The sequence below is a fragment of the Labrys sp. 22185 genome (assembly GCF_052045555.1).
GTDB classification, from domain to species: Bacteria; Pseudomonadota; Alphaproteobacteria; order Rhizobiales; family Labraceae; genus Labrys; species Labrys neptuniae.
In genome coordinates, this window is sequence record NZ_JBQEPH010000002.1 from 79,011 (window position 1) to 98,156 (window position 19,146).

The window sequence follows — 19,146 nt, forward strand, 5'->3', positions numbered from 1 at the left end:
ATTTGTAACTCGGCCTCAGCGATACCGGCAGTAGCGCTTGCTGTAGTCGGCGGCGTTGACATCCCCGAGGCTGGAGCCCTTCTGCCAGAGATCGCAAGCCTTGTTGCGGTTTCTCGGCATGCCCGTGCCGTCATAGGTCATGATGGCGAGGCCGACATAGCCTTGTGAATCGCCGGCTGCGATGGCCTGGTTATAATAGTCGATCGCCTTCGGGTAGTTGCGGCGCCCCCCGACACCAAGGCGGTAATAGTCGCCAAGGCCTGAAAGGGCGAACATCACTTTCTCGTCCGCGGCCCTCTCCATCAGTGCCAAAGCCGCGGCAGGGTCTTTCTTGACGCCGCGCTGGTTCTTCATCAGGCCGGTCGCCACGTTGTAGATCGCCCGTTTGTGTCCCTTTTCCATGGCAGCTTTGTAAGCCACCATGGCTTCCTTGTAGTTCCCGGCCTTGTCATAGCTGCGTCCTAGCTGGAAGAACTCCCTGGCCGGCGCATCGGTAAGCTGCGTCGCCCTGAGACAGGCTGTGATGGCCGCCGAGGTGTCGAGCTTGTCGAAGGTGACGCCGGGCAGGTTGGCCGGCTTCTGCTCGTCCATCGCATGAGCGGCCGCGCGATCGCAGGCCTCGATATCGGGTGACAATGCCCCATCCTGAGCAGTCTGGGCGGGAGGGGACGAGGTTGTCGGTTCCGTTGCCGGCGGCGGCGTGGCGCGGTCTTGGGCCGTTGTTTCCGGCGCCGGCGTGGACGGTGCCGCAGCCTTGCCCAGGGCTTTCAACTTGATCTCGGCCAGCGGCTTGTAGATGCCCTTGAAGGTGCCGTTGGCCACCTGGTCGAGATAGGCTTGGAACATGGCGGGATCGGTGCTGTTTTGCACCGATTGCCAGAAGATGTCCTCGGCCGACTGGCTCGCCTGGGCGAGCAGCAGTGGGCGGGCAGGATCCGCCAGGCCCGGCGCGCTCCAGGACAGCGCCAGCGCCGTGGCGATCAGGGACCCTGCCAGCAGTTTCATCGACATCTGCGCTCTCCGCTCATTTCCAACCGTCCGACTGAATCTGCCTGCGCCTGTCGCTCAGCCCGGCGGGCATTTGGCATTGAGATTGCCGGCTGCGTCGGCATCCCCGGCGGCTGCACCCTGCCTGAAGAGATCGCAGGCCTTGCCGACATCCTTGGTCACGCCCTGGCCTTTGAGATAGAGCAGGCCGAGGCCTGAATAGGCCGTCGGTTCCCTGCTCTTGACTCCGAGTTCGTAGATCGCCGCCGCCTTGCGATAATCGCGGCTGGCGCCAAGGCCGTTGGCATACATCCAGGCGATTCGACTGACGGCCGGCGCATAGTTTCCATCGATCGCCTTGTAGTAGAGGCTGAGGGCCTTGATGGCATCCTTGGGAACACCGCGGCCAGCCAGATAGCGCCCGGCGAGCTCGTAGAGAGCGAGGCCGTGGCCGAGCGAGGCCGCCTTCTGGAGTTGAGCCAGCGCGAGCGAATCCTGTCCGGCCTGTGCGTAGGCGAGGGAGAGCTGATAAAAGACGCGGCGCGGCGCTGCGGGCACCGCAATGGCCTTGCTGCACGCGGCTATGGCCGCCGAGGCACCGTCGCCGGACAATCTTGCTCCGGCAATCGCGGCCGGCTTGTCGGGGTCACGCGCATCCGCGGCTGCCTGGTCGCAGGCCGTCACAGCGGCGTCGGCGACCGCGTTACCGGGCGTGGGCTGCGGCGACAGGGTGGCTTGCTCGGCAGGCGGTGGCGGCGAGGAAGGAGCAGGTTTTGCTGCCGGTTGCTGCGCGGCTTTGGGCTGCAGCGCGGCAAGCTTGATCTGGGCGAGCACCTTATAGGTCCCCGTGAACGTGCCGATGCCCACCTGGTCGAGATAGGCCTGGAACATGGCGGGATCGGAGCTGTTCTGGATCGATTGCCAGAACAGGTTTTCCGACTGGCTGGTGCCGGCGGCATTGGAATCGGGCGTGACCGGTGTCGGCGGAGCACTCACGCGGGCGGCCGGCAACTCGCCCGTCAGAGTGACGCGGCCGACGATGCCGTCATAATAAGCGGGGATCTGCTCCCGCCCGGCGCTGCGGGCGAGGGTCCGCACCTTCTCCTGCGTTTCCTTGGCCATGTCGATCAATGTCAGGTCCTGGCGGCCCAGCAGGGGCAGGAAGGAACGTACGAAGACGGAGGTCTTTTCCGAGTCGGCCGGTGACAGGCGATCCAGCGCCTCCTGCTTGGTGCCCGCCGAAAACATGATGAAGACGCCACCATCGGCTTCCATGCGCGCGAGGCCGCGTGTGGTCGGCAGGGCGCGCGTGCCGCCCTGGGCGAAGGGATTGTTGCGGCAGGCATCGAGAATGGCCACCACCTGTCTTGCGCCCTTCGCCCGGAAGCGGTCGATGATGTCGGCGGCATTGAAGGATTCATCCTTGACGAGCCCGGATTCGCCCTCCCTGGCAGTGGGAACGTCGACGGGCAGGAGCCAGTTCTGGCCCTCGATCTCGACGCCATGGCCGGAATAGTGGAAGAGGACGGTGTCACCGGGGCTGATCGCCCCCTCCACCGCGGCCATGGCCCGGCTGATCTGGCGCTTGGTGCCATTCTCCACCAGCGTGACCGTGAAGCCCGCCCGCTGCAGGGCGTCCCGCATGGCCTGGGCATCGTTCACGGCGGTCTGCAGCGGCGCGACTTCCTGATAGGCATTGTTGCCGACGACCAGAGCCAGGAGCTTGGCCGAAGCCGGCATGACGCCGCCCCCGAAAGCCAGCATGGCAAGGAGAACAAGGGCGAGGCGTGCACTCATGGCGGTTCCCCGGTCACCGAAGAAGAATATCTTACGCAAGGGCCTCATGCGAAGGACTTCGCGCAAATGGCGTCAAACGAACGTGACTCGTTCCCCCGCTTTACGACATCGTGGGGGACAAGATCGGTTGCGCCTGCAAAGCTACGCGTGATAGACCGCGCCGTTCCGTGATTTCGCGCACAATCGAGGGTTTCATGTCTGTCGATGCCGCCACGGTGAAGCGTATCGCGCGTCTTGCGCGCATTGCCGTCACCGAAGAAGACGTTCCGCATTTGCAGGGCGAGCTGAATGCCATCCTCGATTTCGTGGCCCAACTCGACGAAGTCGATGTCAATGGCGTGGAACCGATGACCTCGGTGACGCCGATGCTGATGAAGAAGCGCCAGGACGTGGTGACGGACGGCAATATCGCCGCGAAGATCGTCGCCAACGCGCCGGCCTCCGAGGACAATTATTTCCTCGTTCCCAAGGTCGTCGACTGAATTACGCCATTTCCAGGCCCAGCGCGCTCAAGCCGCGGCACTTCCCGCCGCTTCGAACCCGGGCCGCATCCGTTCAGGACATCTTTCCGTGAGCCACATCACCGATCTCACCCTTGCTGAAATCCGCGACGGCCTGAAGGCCAAGACCTTCACCGCAACCGAAGCGGCCAAGGTCTATCTCGATGCGATGGAAAAGGCACGCGGCCTCAACGCCTATGTGCTGGAGACGCCGGAGCAGGCGCTCGCCATGGCGGCCCGGGCCGATGACAAGCTCGCCAAGGGCGAGGGCGGCCCGCTCGAAGGCGTGCCGCTCGGCGTCAAGGATCTCTTCGCCACCGAGGGGGTGCGCACCACCGCCTGCTCGCGTATCCTCGACAATTTCGTGCCGCCCTATGAATCGACCGTGACGAGCCAGCTCTGGCGCGACGGTGCCGTCATGCTCGGCAAGACCAACAACGATGAATTCGCCATGGGCTCGTCGAACGAGACCTCCGCCTTCGGGGCGGCCGTCTCGCCCTGGCTGCCGCCGGGCTGGAGCGCCGAGGACGGCAAGCGCAAGCTCGAAGAAGCACGCGCCGCCGGCGAGACGCCGAACGGCTTCCTGGTTCCGGGCGGCTCCTCCGGCGGCTCCGCCGCCGCCGTGGCCGCGCGCCTGTGCCCTGGTGCGGCCGGCACCGACACCGGCGGCTCCATCCGCCAGCCGGCCGCCATCACCGGCATCACCGGCATCAAGCCGACCTATGGCCGGTGCTCGCGCTGGGGGATCATCGCCTACGCCTCCTCGCTCGACCAGGCCGGCGCCTTCGGCCATACCGTGCGCGACTGTGCCATCATGCTCAATTCGATGGCCGGCCACGATCCCAAGGACACCACCTCCATGGATATCGCCGTGCCCGACTACGAGGCGGCGATCGGCGGCAGCGTAAAGGGCAAGGTCATCGGCATTCCCAAGGAATACCGGGTGGAAGGCATGTCGGCGGAGATCGACGCGCTCTGGCAGAAGGGCATTGACTGGCTGCGCGATGCCGGCGCCGAAATTCGCGAGATCAGCCTGCCGCACACCAAATATGCCTTGCCGGCCTATTACATCGTGGCGCCGGCCGAGTGCTCCTCGAATCTGGCCCGCTATGACGGCGTGCGCTATGGCGAGCGGGTTGCCGGCCGCGAGATCACCGAGCTCTACGAGAACACCCGCGCTGCCGGTTTCGGCGCCGAGGTGAAGCGCCGCATCCTGATCGGCACCTATGTGCTGTCGGCCGGCTACTACGATGCGTACTACGTCCGGGCCCAGAAGATCCGCACGCTGATCAAGCGCGATTTCGAGCAGGCCTATGCCAGCGGCGTCGACGCCATCCTCACGCCGGCTACCCCGTCGCCCGCTTTCGGCATCGGCGAAAAGGGCGGCGCCGATCCGGTGGAGATGTATCTCTACGACGTCTTCACGGTGACGGTGAACCTGGCCGGCCTGCCGGGCCTGTCCGTGCCGGCCGGGCTGTCCTCGGGCGGCCTGCCGCTCGGCCTTCAGCTCATCGGGCGCCCCTTCGACGAGGAGACATTGTTCACCCTCGGCCATGCCGTCGAGCAGGCGGCCGGCTCGCTCGGCCGGCCCGAGCGTTGGTGGGCCTGAGCATGAGCGGCGGCCAGGACACCAGCAAGGACACCAGCAAGACGTCGGGCACGACCGAGACATTGGCGGATCTGCGCCGCGAGATCGATGCCATCGACGAAAAGCTGGTGCACCTCCTGGCCAGCCGCCTCGAGGTCGTGCAACGGGTGGTCAAGGTGAAGAACCGCGACGGCCTGCCTGCCAACATCCCCGAGCGCGTCGAGGAGGTGGTGGCATCGGCCTGCAGGCGGGCTGAAATCGAAGGATTGCCGCCCGAACTTGCCGAACTCATCTGGCGCGACATGGTGGCCTGGATCATCGACTACGAGAACCAGCACCTGACCACGGACAAACGAGGCTGACATCAGCCCGTTCAAACATTGAATTCTACTTCGAACCGGAGCCTAGACATGAACGCCACGGTTGATCCCAAGAAGCTGATCAAGGGCGCCACGGGCGATTGGGAAGTGGTCGTCGGCATGGAGATCCATGCCCAGGTCACCTCCGAGGCCAAGCTCTTTTCGGGAGCCTCCACCAAGTTTGGCGGGGAGCCCAACTCCCATGTCTCGCTGGTCGATGCCGCCATGCCCGGCATGCTGCCCGTGATCAACGAGGAATGCGTACGCCAGGCCATCCGCACCGGCCTCGGCCTCAAGGCGCAGGTCAATCTGAAGTCGGTGTTCGACCGCAAGAACTATTTCTATCCGGATCTGCCGCAGGGCTACCAGATCTCGCAGTACAAGCAGCCGATCATCGGCGAGGGCACGGTCATCGTCGAGGTGCCGGAGACCGGCGAGACGCTGAGCGTTGGCATCGAGCGCCTGCATCTGGAGCAGGACGCCGGCAAGTCCATGCATGTCGGCGACGTCTCGCTGGTCGACCTCAACCGGTCGGGCGTGGCTCTGATGGAGATCGTCTCCAAGCCGGACCTGCGCTCGGCCGACGAGGCACGCGCCTATGTCTCCAAGCTGCGCACGATCCTGCGCTATCTCGGCACCTGCGACGGCGACATGGACAAGGGCAATCTGCGCGCCGACGTCAACGTCTCCGTGCGCCGTCCGGGCGAGCCCTTCGGCACGCGTTGCGAGATCAAGAACGTCAACTCGATCCGCTTCATCGGCCAGGCCGTCGACGTCGAGGCCCGTCGCCAGATCGGCATCCTGGAGGACGGCGGTTCCATCGACCAGGAGACCCGCCTCTACGATCCCAACAAGGGCGAGACGCGGTCGATGCGGTCGAAGGAAGAAGCGCATGACTATCGCTATTTCCCCGATCCGGACCTCCTGCCGCTCGAATTCGACCAGGCCTATGTCGATGATCTCGCCGGCCATCTGCCGGAACTGCCCGATCCCAAGAAGGCACGCTTCATCAGCCAGTACGGCCTGTCGGCCTACGATGCCGGCGTGCTGACGGCCGAGCGTGAATCCGCCGATTTCTTCGAGGCGGTCGCGACGGGGCGCGACGGCAAGATCGCGGCGAACTGGGTGATCAACGAATTGTTCGGCCGCCTCAACAAGGAAGGGCTCGACATCACCGCCTCGCCCGTTTCCGCCGCGCAGCTCGGCTCGATCGTCGATCTCATCGGCGAGAACGTCATTTCGGGCAAGCTCGCCAAGGATCTGTTCGAGATCGTCTGGACCGAAGGCGGCGACCCGCGTGCCGTCGTCGAGGCTCGCGGCATGAAGCAGGTCACCGATACCGGGGCAATCGAGGCGGCCATCGACGCGGTGATCGCGGCCAATCCCGACAAGGTCGAGCAGGTCAAGGCCAAGCCCACCATGCTCGGCTGGTTCGTCGGCCAGGTGATGAAGCAGAGCGGCGGCAAGGCCAATCCGCAGGCCGTGAACGATATCCTGAAGGCCAAGCTCGGCCTTTGAGAAGCGGTACGCCATCCCGGGATTGCATGCCGTGAGCCTGCGATCCCGGGATGGCCTGGATCTGACTACGCAGTCTTTTCGCCGTCCCAATAATCTCTTGTCGCCGACATATCGAAGACGCCGTCAACGCGCTGGAGCGCATCGACGGCCATCTTGTTCGAGTCGGGATAGACGCAGACCTCGTTCAGGTTGCGCTCGCCTATCATCAGGTAGCGGCAAGGACCCGTGCCGGCGTTGATGAAGGAGTGGCCGATCTTCTGGCCAGCCGGAAAGCAGACATAGTCGCCTGGTTTCATCCTGAGGCGCTCTTCGCCCAGGATGAGCGTCAGCTCTCCTTCGAGGACCAGCGCATGCTCCTCTTCGAGCATGTGATAGTGGGTCGGGCACAGGCGCAGGCCAGGAGCCGGGGATTCGATCAGCACGCCGACATGATAGGCCTTGCCCGCGGCGGCATAGGTCAGGTGCTTGGACGAGCCGCCGAATTGCGGCCCGGCACCATTCTCGTCCCAGGGCACGTGGTCCTGCGAGATCGGCGCAAGCGGCTTGACAGGCTTGGCCGCAAGACTGCCGACGATGTCGGGGCGGGGGAAGACCGGGGCGTCGAGGCCGGTGGCCTCGCCATCCCAGTAATTGCGTGCCGCTTCGAGGTCGAGGAGGGCATCCCTTCCAAGGGCCCGCACCAGTACCTTGTTGGAGTCGGTGTAGACCACCACCTCATTCTCGTTGCGCTCGCCGATTATCACGTAGCGGGCCGGCGCGCTGCCCTGGTTGAGCAGGCAATGGCCAGCCCTCTGCCCGGCAGGAAAGCAGATGTAGTCGCCGGCCTTCAGCCTGTGCGTTTCGCTGCCGACCCGTGCGGCAAGCTCGCCATCGAGGACGAAGACATGTTCTTCCTCGAAGATGTGAAAATGCGCAGGCGAGCTCTGTTTCCCCGGCTCCAACTCCTCGATGGCGACCCCGACATGATAGGAATCGCCGATCGCCGCCCGGGTGAGATGCCGGTATCGCACGCCGAAGCGCGGCACCTCGGCCCATTCCGTCCAGGGCACGTCATCCGACGAAATCGGCCGCGCCGCCGGCTTGCTCTCCGCCGTCATCGCTCCAAATCCTTTCGCCAAACAGTCCTCGGCCTCGTTTCGGCCGGAAGGGCGCGCCGTGCATCGGAACGGCACGCCCGCCATGTCTCTATTGGCGGTTCCAGCTGACCGACCGGCAGATCAGGCCGCCGAGAACGCAGCCGGCCGTGGTGAGCCGGTTGCCCGAAAGGGTCATGGTGCCGGTATAGGTCTTGCCGTCCTCGGGATTGAAGGCCTTGCCTTTCCATTTGTCGTCGCCCGACGGCGCCATGTCGTAGAACACGCGTTTGCCGACATTGTCCTGATGCTTGGGATCCTTGACCCAGACGACGGAGCCACACAGCGCTTCGCCACACGGAGCGATCTTCACCTTCGATTCGCCATTCTCCCTCAGCCAGGTCCCGGATGCATCGCCGGCCTGGGCGGCGCCTGCCAATAAAATGGTTGATATAGTGGCTATAACGAATTGTGATAGCTTAATCTTCATCGATCTCACTCCCGGACGCGACTGTGAGGGGCGGCATGAGGTGCCCTTGCGCAACCGCATCATTTGCCAAACGCGGGTAATGTGCAAATCGGAGTATCGAGATGGCGGGGCGATGAATCTGCCCTGCGCTGCCCGTTTTGCAGGCATGCTTGTTTAGGAGGCGAATTCCGCTTGCTGCCGTCTCTGTGACTGGCTAGATTGTGAGCATAGAGGAGCCCTGCATTCATGGTAGGCAAGGAAATCACGGCCACGATCGAATCTGCGCCGCCAAGACGGCTGCGGATCGGGACGGTCGAGTTGGCAAATCCGGTGGTCCTGGCGCCGATGTCCGGCGTGACCGACGCCGTGCTGCGCGGTATTGCACAGCGCCAGGGCGCAGGTCTGGTGATTTCCGAGATGGTGGCGAGCGATCGTCTCGCCACCGGTGACGAAGAGGCGCGTTTGCGGGCCGAGGCGCCCGGCGGTGGGCCGCATGTCGTACAGCTTGCGGGCTGCGAGGCGCGCTGGATGGGCGAAGCGGCGCGCGTGGCAGTCGATGCCGGCGCCGATGTCATCGACATCAATATGGGGTGCCCAGCTAAGCGCGTTACTGGCGGTTGGTCCGGTTCGGCCCTGATGCGCGATCTCGATCATGCGCTCACCTTGATCGAGGCGACGGTATCGGCTGTGAAGGTCCCGGTGACGGTGAAGATGCGTCTGGGCTGGGACCAGGCCAGCCTCAATGCACCGGAACTCGCCCGCCGGGCCGAGCAGGCGGGTGCCGGCATGATCACCGTGCATGGGCGCACCCGCATGCAATTCTACAAGGGCACGGCTGATTGGCGAGCCATCCAGGCCGTCAAGCAGGCCGTTGGCATTCCCGTTGTCGCCAACGGCGATTGCCGGGGCCTCAGCGATGCCCTGGCCATGCTGCAGCAATCGGGCTGCGATGCCGTGATGGTTGGGCGGGCTGCCCAGGGACGGCCATGGCTGCCGGGGCATATAGCCCGCGAGCTTGCAGCCGGCGAGGCTCTGCCCGTGCCCGAGGCGCCGGTGCAGCGCGACCTCACGCTGGAGCACTATCACGGCCTGCTCGATCTCTACGGGCCCGCGCATGGGATCCGCCACGCCCGCAAGCATCTGGCTTCCGCCATGGAGGCGGCTCAGGATTATTTCGGTGGCGGCAATGCCGAACTGCGCCAGTCGGTTCTGACGGGCGACAGGCCCGGGCAGGTGGCAGCCGCCTTCACCGCCTATTTCGCCAGCCTCGACCGGGTGGCCGCATGACAGCCTTGCCGCGCCACATGCCCAACCACGAAGCTGTCCTGAATGCCTTGCCGCACGCCATTCTTTCGGTGGATGCACAGGGCAGGGTGCTCGACGCCAACATGGCCGCCGAGGCCTTCTTCGACGTCAGCGCGCCGATGATGCGGCGCAATCTGATCAAGGACCTGCTGCCTTTCGGTTCGCCGCTGCTGGCCCTGATCGACCAGGTCCGCGAGCGCAATGCGCCCGTGAACGAATATCGCGTCGACCTTGGCTCGCCCCGGCTCGGCGGAGAGCGGCATGTCGACATCCAGGTCGCGCCGATGCAGGACCAGTCCGGCGGCGTGGTGATCATGCTGCAGGAACGCACCATCGCCGACAAGATGGACCGCCAGCTCACCCATCGGGGCGCCGCCCGTTCGGTGACGGCGCTGGCGGCCATGCTGGCTCATGAGATCAAGAACCCGCTCTCCGGCATCCGCGGCGCGGCCCAGCTTCTGGAGCAGTCGGTTGAAGACGCCGACCGCGAGCTGACGCAGCTGATCTGCGAAGAGGCCGACCGCATCGTCAAGCTGGTCGACCGCATGGAGGTGTTCTCGGATGAGCGCCCGGTGGCGCGCAGCCCGGTCAACATCCATGTCGTGCTCGAGCATGTGAAGAAGCTGGCCCAGTCCGGCTTTGCCCGCAAGATCAAGTTCATCGAGGACTATGATCCCTCGCTGCCGCCGGTTCATGCCAACAAGGACCAGCTCGTCCAGGTCGTGCTCAACCTCGTCAAGAACGCCGCCGAGGCCATCGATGGCGAGGCGGATGGCGAGATTACCATGACCACCGGCTTCAAGCCGGGCGTGCGCCTTTCGGTGCCGGGATCGTCCTCGCGGGTCAGCCTGCCCATCGAAGTGTGCATCAAGGATAGCGGGCCGGGCGTGGCGCCCGATCTCCTGCCCTATCTGTTCGATCCCTTCGTCACCACCAAGACCAGCGGTACCGGGCTGGGATTGGCCCTCGTCGCCAAGATCGTCGGCGATCACGGGGGCATCGTCGAATGCGAAAGCCAGAATAAGCGCACGGTCTTTCGCATCCTTCTCCCCATGTATCGTTCCGACTCCGAAGCAAAGCGCCTTCAGCCGTGAACGCTTGTTGTTCTTTCTCTTTGGTTCGACGCGTCTTTGCGATTTGAACTGAAACGCTCAAATCGCAAAACGCTTTAGCGCATAGGAAAACCGAGTATGCAGGCAGGCAGTATTCTCGTCGCCGATGACGACGCCGCCATCCGGACGGTGCTCAACCAGGCCCTGTCCCGCGCCGGCTATGAGGTGCGCTCGACCGGGAACGCCACCACGCTGTGGCGCTGGGTCAGCCAGGGCGAGGGGGACCTGGTCATCACCGACGTGGTGATGCCGGACGAGAACGCCTTCGACATGCTGCCGCGCATCAAGAAAGTGCGGCCGGAACTGCCCGTCGTGGTAATGAGCGCCCAGAACACGCTGATGACGGCGATCCGGGCCTCCGAGAAGGGGGCATACGACTACCTGCCCAAGCCTTTCGACCTGAAGGAGTTGATCGCCATCGTCGGCCGCGCGCTGAGCGAGCCTCGCGGCAAGCCGGCGCCGCGCTCGGGTGAGGAAGCCGAGAGCATGCCGCTGGTCGGCCGTTCGGCCGCGATGCAGGAGATCTATCGCGTCCTCGCTCGCCTGATGCAGACGGACCTGACCGTGATGATCTCCGGTGAGTCCGGCACGGGCAAGGAGCTGGTAGCCCGGGCCCTGCATGACTATGGCAAGCGCCGCAGCGGCGCCTTCGTTGCCATCAACATGGCGGCGATCCCGCGCGACCTGATCGAATCCGAATTGTTCGGCCATGAGAAGGGGGCGTTCACCGGCGCCAATGCCCGTTCCGTCGGGCGCTTTGAGCAGGCCGAGGGCGGTACGCTGTTCCTCGACGAGATCGGCGACATGCCGATGGAGGCACAGACACGCCTGCTGCGCGTCCTGCAGCAGGGCGAATACACCACGGTGGGGGGGCGCACGCCGATCAAGACCGATGTGCGCATCGTCGCCGCCACCAACAAGGACCTGCGCATCCTGATCCAGCAGGGCCTGTTCCGCGAAGATCTGTTCTTCCGTCTCAATGTCGTGCCGCTGCGCCTGCCGCCGCTGCGAGAGCGGGCGGAGGACGTGCCGGATCTCGCCCGCCATTTCTTCAAGATGGTCGAGCGGGAGGGCTTGCCGGCCAAGCATCTGGATTCTTCAGCCGTCGAGCGCCTCAAGCGCCATCGCTGGCCGGGCAATGTGCGCGAGCTCGAAAATCTGGTGCGCCGGCTTTGTGCTCTCTACCCGCAGGAGACACTGACGGCCGCGATCATCGAGCAGGAATTGGCGACCTCCGAGACCATGCCGCTGGAGGCGGAGAGCTCGGTCGACGAAACCCTGTCGGCCTCGGTCGAGCGCCATATGACGCGTTATTTCAGCAAGTTCGGCGACGACCTGCCGCCTCCCGGGCTCTATCACCGGGTTCTGCGCGACATCGAGGAGCCGCTGATCGGCGCGGCGCTCGCGGCGACGCGCGGCAACCAGATCAAGGCGGCCGAACTTCTCGGCGTCAACAGAAACACATTGCGCAAGAAGATCCGCGACCTCGATATCCAGGTCATCCGCGCCATCCGCTGAGGCGCGGTGCGGGGATCAATTCGGCGATTGCGGGAAGAAAAGCTTGCGTCGCTTGGACTTCATGCGATCGGGATCGAAATTCTCGCCGACCCATCCGTCGGTCGGGTCGAGGAAGATGGCCTGTGTTCCCTCGCTCCCCTTGAGTGCGAGCTGGTTGGCGACATTGCGGAAGTAGAAGTGCCGGAAGATGCGGTCGAACTCCGTCATGTAGATGTCGGCGACGCGCGTCTCCCCGCGGATGAGCAGCATGTTCTCGTCATTGTTGACGAGGGAGTTCCTGGAAAAGTTCGCCAAACCGCTGATGACCAGAGGATCGTCCGACAGCGGGTCGACCAGCAGGATCTTGGTGTGGATGTAGAAGACATTACCTTCATAGCGGTAATGGCCTTCCTCCAGGAACCACCTGTCGAGTTTCCAGCCGGGAACCTTGGCGCGTAGCGTCATCTTGCCGAGGGCGGCACCATTGGCGATCTGCAGGTCCGGGTCGCTGCCCAACAATTTCTCCGCCTTGGTGTCGAGCGGCTTTTCGAGCAGGATGTAGCGCAGGAAGTCAACGTCCTCGGTAAAGGCCTTGGCCAGGGTGGCATTGACGCCGAAGGCGGCCGTGAACATCACGGTTTGCCGCGCTGCGCGGATGCGGTCGGCATACCAGGCGAGCAGGCTGTCATCCGGGCGCGGGCTGAACAGCGGGGTGATCGTGCCTGGCGGAACCTCGCCTTGGGGCGCGGCGTTTTCGGCGCCAACCCATTGACGCAGCGGCTTCCATTCGGTGTCGTCAGCAAGCTTTTCCCAATAGGAGAGATAATGGGCGGCAAGCGCCTCATCCCGCACGAGGTGGCCGACATTGCTCTGCCCTAGAAAACCGGAGGCTGTGAAGTTGGTCGAACCGGTCCATAGGGCGACGCGGGCCGGATCGTCCGACAGGCGCAGGATGAACTTGTTGTGCGGAATGTCGTTACGGCGGGTGCGCGGCAGCAGGATCGTCTTGGGCAAGCCGGCAGCCTTGATGGCTGCGGCGTTGGCCTTGGTGGCCTCAGTATCCCGACTTTCGCCCTTCACGGTTTCCTGGCCGGCCTCATAGACGATGGCGACATCGACCTTGCGCTCATGCGCGGCAGCCAGGGCTTTCAGCACCGGCGGATAGCTGAATTCATAGGCTGCGATGCGCAGGCTTTCTCCCGGACGGGCATCGGCGATGAAATCGAGAACGGCCTCGAGCAGACCGCGCGAGAGCCATTGAGTGGTACGATCATGGCTGTCATCGGGATCGGCCGGACCCTGGTTGCCGAATTTCTCGGCGAAGGCCTGGCTCGCGATGGCACCACGATTGAAGTAGACGGCATGCTTGCCGCTATCCTCGCTCTCGGTCGTGACCTTGATCTCGACATCCTTGCCATAGCGCAGGTTCTTGGGCGTGCCGTAGACGGGCCGGATCAGGAAGCCATAGGGACGACCGGGCTTGGCGGTGTAGTCGCTCCACAAGAAGCTCTGGATCGGATGTTCGAGCGTGGAGTATTTCTGCCCCGGACGCGGTTCGGGAACCACATCTCGGAACAGCTTGGTGCCGCTCAGCCAATAGGACTGATCTTCGGTGACATCGGTGCGCTTGATGGCAAAGCCGAGCAGCCCCCGGCGGGCCTCGGCAGTGGCGTCGAGCGCCAGCAGTACCACATGGCTGCCTGCGATGGCCCGAAGCGCAAAATCACCATTCGTTGCTTCCGCTCGCATGCCTGCTTCTCCCGCTTCATGCGTCGATCGTGGAACCCGTGCGGATAAAATAGAGCATGGGCGTTCGACCGTTGCGTGACATCGGGAACGCGACAAATCCGCTATCGTTCGGCTCCGCTGCTCCCTACATTCGGCTACCCGGATATGGGATGCAGGCATGAACGCAATCAGGGCCTCGGTGCGAGCCTATGAAAACTGGCTGAGGGATGAGATCGGAGCCGATTTCGTCGAGGCGGACCTGGAAGAAAAACACCGCAAGATGCGTGGCAGAGCCTTCGCCTTTCTGCGTGCGACCTATTGGCGTTGGGCCGAGACGATCCTGGAGATCTGCCCGGAGCTCGCCGACGCGCCGGAAGTTCTGGCAATCGGCGACACCCATCTGGAGAATTTCGGCACCTGGCGCGATAGCGAAGGGCGCCTGATCTGGGGTGCCAACGATTTCGACGATGCCGCTTTCATGCCCTATGTGCTCGACCTCGTGCGGCTTGCCACCAGTGCGTTGCTGGCGCGGGCCAGTGGCGACCCACCGGCAGCGGAGATCTGCCGGGCGGTTGCGGCCGGCTATGCCGCCGGGCTGGCCACTCCCGCTCCGGTGGTGCTCGAGCGTGATCATAAGTGGCTGCGCAAGGCAGTGCTGTTGCCGGAATCGGAGCGTAAGGCGTTCTGGAGCAAGTTCGACATCAGGACGGGAAAATCCATCAAGCCCGTCTACGAGGAGAGGCTGCGGGCCGCGATGCCCGATCCGCAGGGCGCATATCATTTTTTCCCCAGACGGGCGGGCACCGGCAGTCTCGGCCGGGCGCGCTTCATGGCCTGCGGCGAATGGCGGGGCGGGCCGGTGCTGCGCGAGGCCAAGAGGTTGACCATCTCGGCCTGGTCCCTGCGCTTCGATCCCGGGGCCAAAGCGATCCTGGCCGAGACGATCGCGACCGGGCGCTGCCGGGCAGCGGACCCACATTACGGGGTGAAGGATGCCATCCTCGTGCGGCGCTTGTCTCCCAACAGCCGCAAGCTGGAAGTGAAAACGGCGATCGACGCGTTCCTGTCGCCTCGGATGCTCGCACTGATGGGGCAGGAAATCGCCAACTGCCATGCCAATGATCCGGATCGGCTGTCGCTGCTGCAGCAGGATTTGCGCAAGCGCAGGAAAGACTGGCTCTGCAACGCCGCGAGGGCAGCGGCCGCGGCCATGATCGGCGAGCAGGAGGCATTCGCCTGACGCGTTGATTGGCCGGCTTCGTCAATTTCGCCTTGATTCTGTTACAATTCGGCAACAGTGTTGCATGAATCACTCAGCCAGGAATCGTCCGGGCTGACCGGGTCGACAACGGGGCGAGGACGGCGTTCGAATGGCAGTTGCAGACAACGCCCAGCAGACGGTGCCAGACGTCGCCAGCATGCCGGCACGGCGCCTCGGCCTGCTCGGTTTCGGTCTTGTCATTCTTTCGGTCGCCTCGGCCATCGGCACCTTCTTCGTGCTTGTCGACGTCGAACCGGTTTCACTGCTGCTCAAGAGCACGGTCTCCGATCTGCGCTTCTATCTGGGCATCGATAGCGTCGCCCAGGCGCCCAACACCGATATCGCCTACAGCAACGCCATCGATGCGCTGTTCATCGTCAACGCCTCCTTCATCGTGGCATTGCTGGTGCTGCTGGCGGTCGAGGCCGGCAATCTGATCGTCGCAAGGCGTCGTGGGCAGGCCGGCGCCGCGTTGCATATGCGGGTGATCGGGTTGTTCTCCGTCGTCTCCGCCGTGCCGGTATTGCTGCTGGCCACGGTGGCGATCATCTCGCTCGACCGCGGCCTCGACAATCTGTTTTCGACGCGCGTCAGCAACATCGTCAATACGTCGGTTGCCGTCGCCAATTCCTATCAGGACGAGCAGGCCCTGCAATTGCGGTTTGCCGGCCTGTCGATGGCTGCCGACCTCAACAAATATTCACCGCTCTATGCTGCCGACAGGTCGCAATATCAGCGCTTGTTCGACATGCTCGCCGTGAATTACGGCCTGTCCAGCGCCATGATCCTGACGCGGGACGGCCAGGTGACCGACCAGTCCTACGTTCCCGGGAGCCTGCCCTTCTTCCTGCCGGCCAAGCTCTATCCGGCCCTTGCCGCCGCGGACCAGCAACCGGCCGTGCGCATCGACCCCGGTACGCAGAACGTCACGGGCCAGATCATCAAGCTGGCCGCCTATACCGATCGCTATCTCTTCATCGTCCGGCCCTTCGACCCGAAGATCGCCGAATATATCCGCCAGACCGGCGAAGATTCGGCGCGCTTCGAGAATCTGAAGGCATCGCGCTTCCCGACCCAGGTCAATTTCGCGCTGCTCTATGCCATCATCGCCCTCAACATGCTGCTGGCGGCGATCTGGATCGGCCTGTCCTTTGCCAATCGCCTGGTCGAGCCGATCCGGCGCCTGATCAGTGCGGCCGACCAGGTCGGCAGCGGCAATCTCAACGTGCATGTACCGGTGGAGCGGCGCTCGGGCGACCTTGGTAAACTCGGCGACACCTTCAACAACATGACGGACACGCTGCGCACCCAGCGCAACGACCTGCTCGGAGCCAACGACCTGCTCGACAGCCGCCGGCGCTTCATCGAGGCGGTGCTTTCCGGCGTTTCGACCGGCGTGATCGGCATCGACGACGAAGGCAAGATCACCGTGGTCAACCCGCTCGCCAGCACCTGGATCAAGTCGCGGCAGTCACCCGTGGGGCGCCCCCTTGCGGAGGTGATGCCCGAATTGTCGACCTATCTCGCCGATGCGCTCGGCACGCGTTCGCGGTTGGTGCAGGGTCAGATCACCATCAATCGCGACGGGCGCGAGCGCAATCTTACCGTACGCGTCACCTCCGAGCAGTCGACCATGCGCGAGCACGGCTATGTGGTGACGCTGGACGACATCACCGAACTGGTGGTGGCGCAGCGCAGCTCCGCCTGGGCGGATGTCGCCCGCCGCATCGCCCACGAGATCAAGAATCCGCTGACGCCGATCCAGCTTTCGGCCGAACGCATCCGGCGCAAATATGGCAAGGTCATCGTCGAGGACCGCGAGGTCTTCGACCAGTGCACCGACACCATCGTGCGCCAGGTCGACGACATCAAGCGCATGGTCGACGAGTTCTCCTCCTTCGCCCGCATGCCCAAACCCTCGATCGAGAGCGAGGATTTCGGCGAGATGGTGAAACAGGTCGTGTTCATGATGCGCATCGGCTATCCCGACATTACCTTCACCTATCAGCCGCCACCCGAACCCATCATAGCCCGGTTCGACCGGCGCCTGCTCTCGCAAGCCGTCACCAACATCGTGAAGAACGCCACCGAGGCGATCGCCGGCCGTCCCGAGGATCGGCAGGGGCCGGGGGCCGTCGAGGTGCGCGCGCTGCGCAGGGGAGGCGACATCGCCGTCGAGGTTGTCGACAACGGCATTGGTCTGCCCAAGGAAAACCGCCAGAAGCTGCTCGAACCCTATGTCACCACGCGTGAGAAGGGCACGGGCCTGGGCCTGGCCATCGTCGGCAAGATCATGGAGGAGCATGGCGGCGGTATCGAGCTCCTTGATGCGCCCGCCGTGGCGGAGGGCGGTCACGGCGCGATGATGCGCCTGTGGTTCCCGGCGGAGGCGACGACCAGCGATGAGGCCGTGCAATGACGGCGATATTCGATTTTCATCAGGGCCAAGGCCCATTCTTCCAGCGCGCGATTGCAAGGCCTTTGCGAGCGGCATACCCGGCCCGGTGCAAGGCGGGAGCGTTGGATTCACCTCGAGCAAGCAGGACCTAGACGATGGCGACCGACATTCTGATCGTTGACGATGAGGCCGATATCCGCGAGCTCGTTGCCGGCATCCTCGAGGATGAAGGCCATGGCACCCGTACCGCCAAGGACGCCGACGATGCCCTGGCTACCGTTGCCCAGCGCCGGCCGCATCTGATCTTCCTGGACATCTGGATGCAGGGCTCACGCCTCGATGGCCTCCAGCTTCTGGAGGTCCTGAAGGCCGAGCACCCCGACGTTCCGGTGGTGATGATCTCGGGCCATGGCAATATCGAAACCGCCGTGGCGGCGATCAAGATCGGCGCCTATGACTTCATCGAAAAGCCGTTCAAGGCGGACAGGCTGGTACTGGTCGCAGAGCGCGCTTTGGAAACGTCGCGCCTGCGCCGCGAGGTCAACCAGTTGCGTCAGATCTCGGGCAGCGCCTCCAAGATGATCGGGCGTTCCTCGGCCATGAACCAGCTCCGGCAGGTGATCGAGAAGACGGCGCCGACCAACAGCCGCATCCTGATTGCGGGGCCGCCCGGATCGGGCAAGGAATTGGCCGCGCGCACCATCCACCAGGCCTCGCAGCGGGCCGAAGGACCTTTCGTGGTGCTCAATTCGGCCTCGATCCTGCCGGAAACCATGGAAACCGAATTGTTCGGCGTCGAAGGCGGCGATGGCCGCGCCCGCAAGGTCGGTGCTTTCGAGGAGGCCCATGGTGGCACGCTGTTTTTCGACGAGGTCGCGGATTTGCCGCGCGAAACGCAGGGCAAGATCCTGCGGGTGCTGATCGACCAGAATTTCTCCCGCGTCGGTGGTGCCACCAAGGTACATGTCGACGTGCGCATCATCACCTCGACCTCGCGTGACCTGACCGAAGAAGTGGCCGACGGCCGCTTCCGCGAGGATCTGCTGCACCGCCTCTCCGTGGTGCCGATCCGCGTGCCCGGCCTGTCCGAGCGCCGCGAGGATATCCCGGAACTCGTCGACTATTTCCAGGGCCAGATCGCGCAGGCGACTGGTTTGCCGCGCCGGGTGGTCGGCCCCGATGCCATGGCGGTGCTGCAGTCGCATGAATGGCCCGGCAATGTCCGCCAGTTGCGCAACAATATCGAGCGGCTGATGATCCTGGTGGGGGGCGATGCCGATGCGACCATCACCGCCGAAATGCTGCCGCCGGAGATCGGTGCGCTGATGCCGACGCGCCCGAACGGGCAGGGGGGCGAGCAGTTGATGGGCCTGCAATTGCGCGATGCCCGCGAATTGTTCGAGCGCGAATATCTGATCGCACAGATCAATCGTTTCGGCGGCAACATTTCCCGCACTGCCGAGTTCGTCGGCATGGAGCGTTCGGCCTTGCATCGCAAGCTCAAATCGCTTGGCGTGGGGGCGTAGACGGGCATGGATTGCCGGTTCACGTCAC

At 64.1% G+C, this 19,146-nt stretch carries 15 protein-coding genes; 10 read left to right on the forward strand and 5 right to left on the reverse strand.

Annotated features, from left to right (window positions below; all coding sequences use genetic code 11):
* Nucleotides 1–15: 15 nt before the first annotated feature.
* A complete protein-coding gene (locus ACTJKX_RS04915; RefSeq protein WP_440724554.1) occupies nucleotides 16–1,011 on the reverse strand; it encodes a tetratricopeptide repeat protein in 996 nt (331 codons plus the stop codon).
* 54 nt (nucleotides 1,012–1,065) lie between these two features.
* The gene (locus ACTJKX_RS04920) at nucleotides 1,066–2,784 is read right to left on the reverse strand and encodes a caspase family protein (protein WP_440724555.1); all 1,719 of its coding nucleotides are present in this window, start codon (nucleotides 2,782–2,784) and stop codon (nucleotides 1,066–1,068) included.
* 194 nt (nucleotides 2,785–2,978) lie between these two features.
* Here ACTJKX_RS04920 and gatC point away from each other — a divergent pair, with 194 nt between their 5' ends.
* The 4 genes from gatC to gatB all read left to right on the forward strand — a co-directional run bounded on the left by gatC (nucleotide 2,979) and on the right by gatB (nucleotide 6,749).
* The gene (gene gatC, locus ACTJKX_RS04925; RefSeq protein ID WP_440724556.1) at nucleotides 2,979–3,266 is read left to right on the forward strand and encodes an Asp-tRNA(Asn)/Glu-tRNA(Gln) amidotransferase subunit GatC; all 288 of its coding nucleotides are present in this window, start codon (nucleotides 2,979–2,981) and stop codon (nucleotides 3,264–3,266) included.
* 88 nt (nucleotides 3,267–3,354) lie between these two features.
* The gene (locus tag ACTJKX_RS04930; protein WP_440724557.1) at nucleotides 3,355–4,893 is read left to right on the forward strand and encodes an amidase; all 1,539 of its coding nucleotides are present in this window, start codon (nucleotides 3,355–3,357) and stop codon (nucleotides 4,891–4,893) included.
* A 2-nt stretch (nucleotides 4,894–4,895) separates the two neighbouring features.
* Nucleotides 4,896–5,234 carry a chorismate mutase gene (locus ACTJKX_RS04935; RefSeq protein WP_311934807.1) on the forward strand — a complete coding sequence of 113 codons (339 nt, stop codon included), beginning with the start codon at nucleotides 4,896–4,898 and terminating at the stop codon, nucleotides 5,232–5,234.
* Nucleotides 5,235–5,282: 48 nt separating this feature from the next.
* The gene (gatB, locus tag ACTJKX_RS04940; protein WP_440724558.1) at nucleotides 5,283–6,749 is read left to right on the forward strand and encodes an Asp-tRNA(Asn)/Glu-tRNA(Gln) amidotransferase subunit GatB; all 1,467 of its coding nucleotides are present in this window, start codon (nucleotides 5,283–5,285) and stop codon (nucleotides 6,747–6,749) included.
* Nucleotides 6,750–6,814: 65 nt separating this feature from the next.
* Here the strand turns inward: gatB and ACTJKX_RS04945 are convergent, their stop codons facing one another.
* Both ACTJKX_RS04945 and ACTJKX_RS04950 read right to left on the reverse strand, forming a co-directional pair.
* Entirely contained in the window at nucleotides 6,815–7,846 is a 1,032-nt protein-coding gene (locus tag ACTJKX_RS04945) for a cupin domain-containing protein (RefSeq protein WP_394308822.1), read from the reverse strand.
* An 88-nt stretch (nucleotides 7,847–7,934) separates the two neighbouring features.
* Complete coding sequence (locus ACTJKX_RS04950; protein ID WP_394308824.1) at nucleotides 7,935–8,459, reverse strand: DUF2147 domain-containing protein; 525 nt, start codon at nucleotides 8,457–8,459, stop codon at nucleotides 7,935–7,937.
* Between the two features lie 78 nt (nucleotides 8,460–8,537).
* Between ACTJKX_RS04950 and dusB the strand changes: the two genes are divergently transcribed.
* The 3 genes from dusB (at nucleotide 8,538) to ntrC (ending at nucleotide 12,226) form a co-directional block, all read left to right on the forward strand.
* Nucleotides 8,538–9,578 (forward strand): tRNA dihydrouridine synthase DusB, encoded by a 1,041-nt coding sequence (gene dusB / locus ACTJKX_RS04955; RefSeq protein ID WP_440724559.1) that lies wholly within the window; start codon nucleotides 8,538–8,540, stop codon nucleotides 9,576–9,578.
* Nucleotides 9,575–10,690: a two-component system sensor histidine kinase NtrB gene (locus tag ACTJKX_RS04960; protein WP_068297124.1), complete on the forward strand. Its 1,116-nt coding sequence runs from the start codon at nucleotides 9,575–9,577 to the stop codon at nucleotides 10,688–10,690. The genes dusB and ACTJKX_RS04960 overlap by 4 nt, the downstream gene beginning before the upstream one ends.
* Nucleotides 10,691–10,786: 96 nt before the next feature.
* Entirely contained in the window at nucleotides 10,787–12,226 is a 1,440-nt protein-coding gene (gene ntrC / locus ACTJKX_RS04965) for a nitrogen regulation protein NR(I) (RefSeq protein ID WP_311934802.1), read from the forward strand.
* Nucleotides 12,227–12,241: 15 nt separating this feature from the next.
* Here ntrC and ACTJKX_RS04970 read toward each other — a convergent pair whose 3' ends face one another.
* Nucleotides 12,242–13,954, reverse strand: a complete 1,713-nt coding sequence (locus ACTJKX_RS04970) for a phospholipase D-like domain-containing protein (RefSeq protein ID WP_440724560.1) — start codon at nucleotides 13,952–13,954, stop codon at nucleotides 12,242–12,244.
* A 157-nt stretch (nucleotides 13,955–14,111) separates the two neighbouring features.
* Here ACTJKX_RS04970 and ACTJKX_RS04975 point away from each other — a divergent pair, with 157 nt between their 5' ends.
* The 3 genes from ACTJKX_RS04975 to ntrX all read left to right on the forward strand — a co-directional run bounded on the left by ACTJKX_RS04975 (nucleotide 14,112) and on the right by ntrX (nucleotide 19,118).
* Nucleotides 14,112–15,173 (forward strand): DUF2252 family protein, encoded by a 1,062-nt coding sequence (locus ACTJKX_RS04975; protein ID WP_440724561.1) that lies wholly within the window; start codon nucleotides 14,112–14,114, stop codon nucleotides 15,171–15,173.
* Nucleotides 15,174–15,303: 130 nt separating this feature from the next.
* On the forward strand, nucleotides 15,304–17,613 hold the full coding sequence (locus ACTJKX_RS04980) for a sensor histidine kinase NtrY-like (protein WP_394308828.1): 2,310 nt from the start codon (nucleotides 15,304–15,306) through the stop codon (nucleotides 17,611–17,613).
* Nucleotides 17,614–17,747: 134 nt separating this feature from the next.
* Entirely contained in the window at nucleotides 17,748–19,118 is a 1,371-nt protein-coding gene (ntrX, locus tag ACTJKX_RS04985; RefSeq protein WP_311934798.1) for a nitrogen assimilation response regulator NtrX, read from the forward strand.
* Nucleotides 19,119–19,146 lie beyond the last annotated feature (28 nt).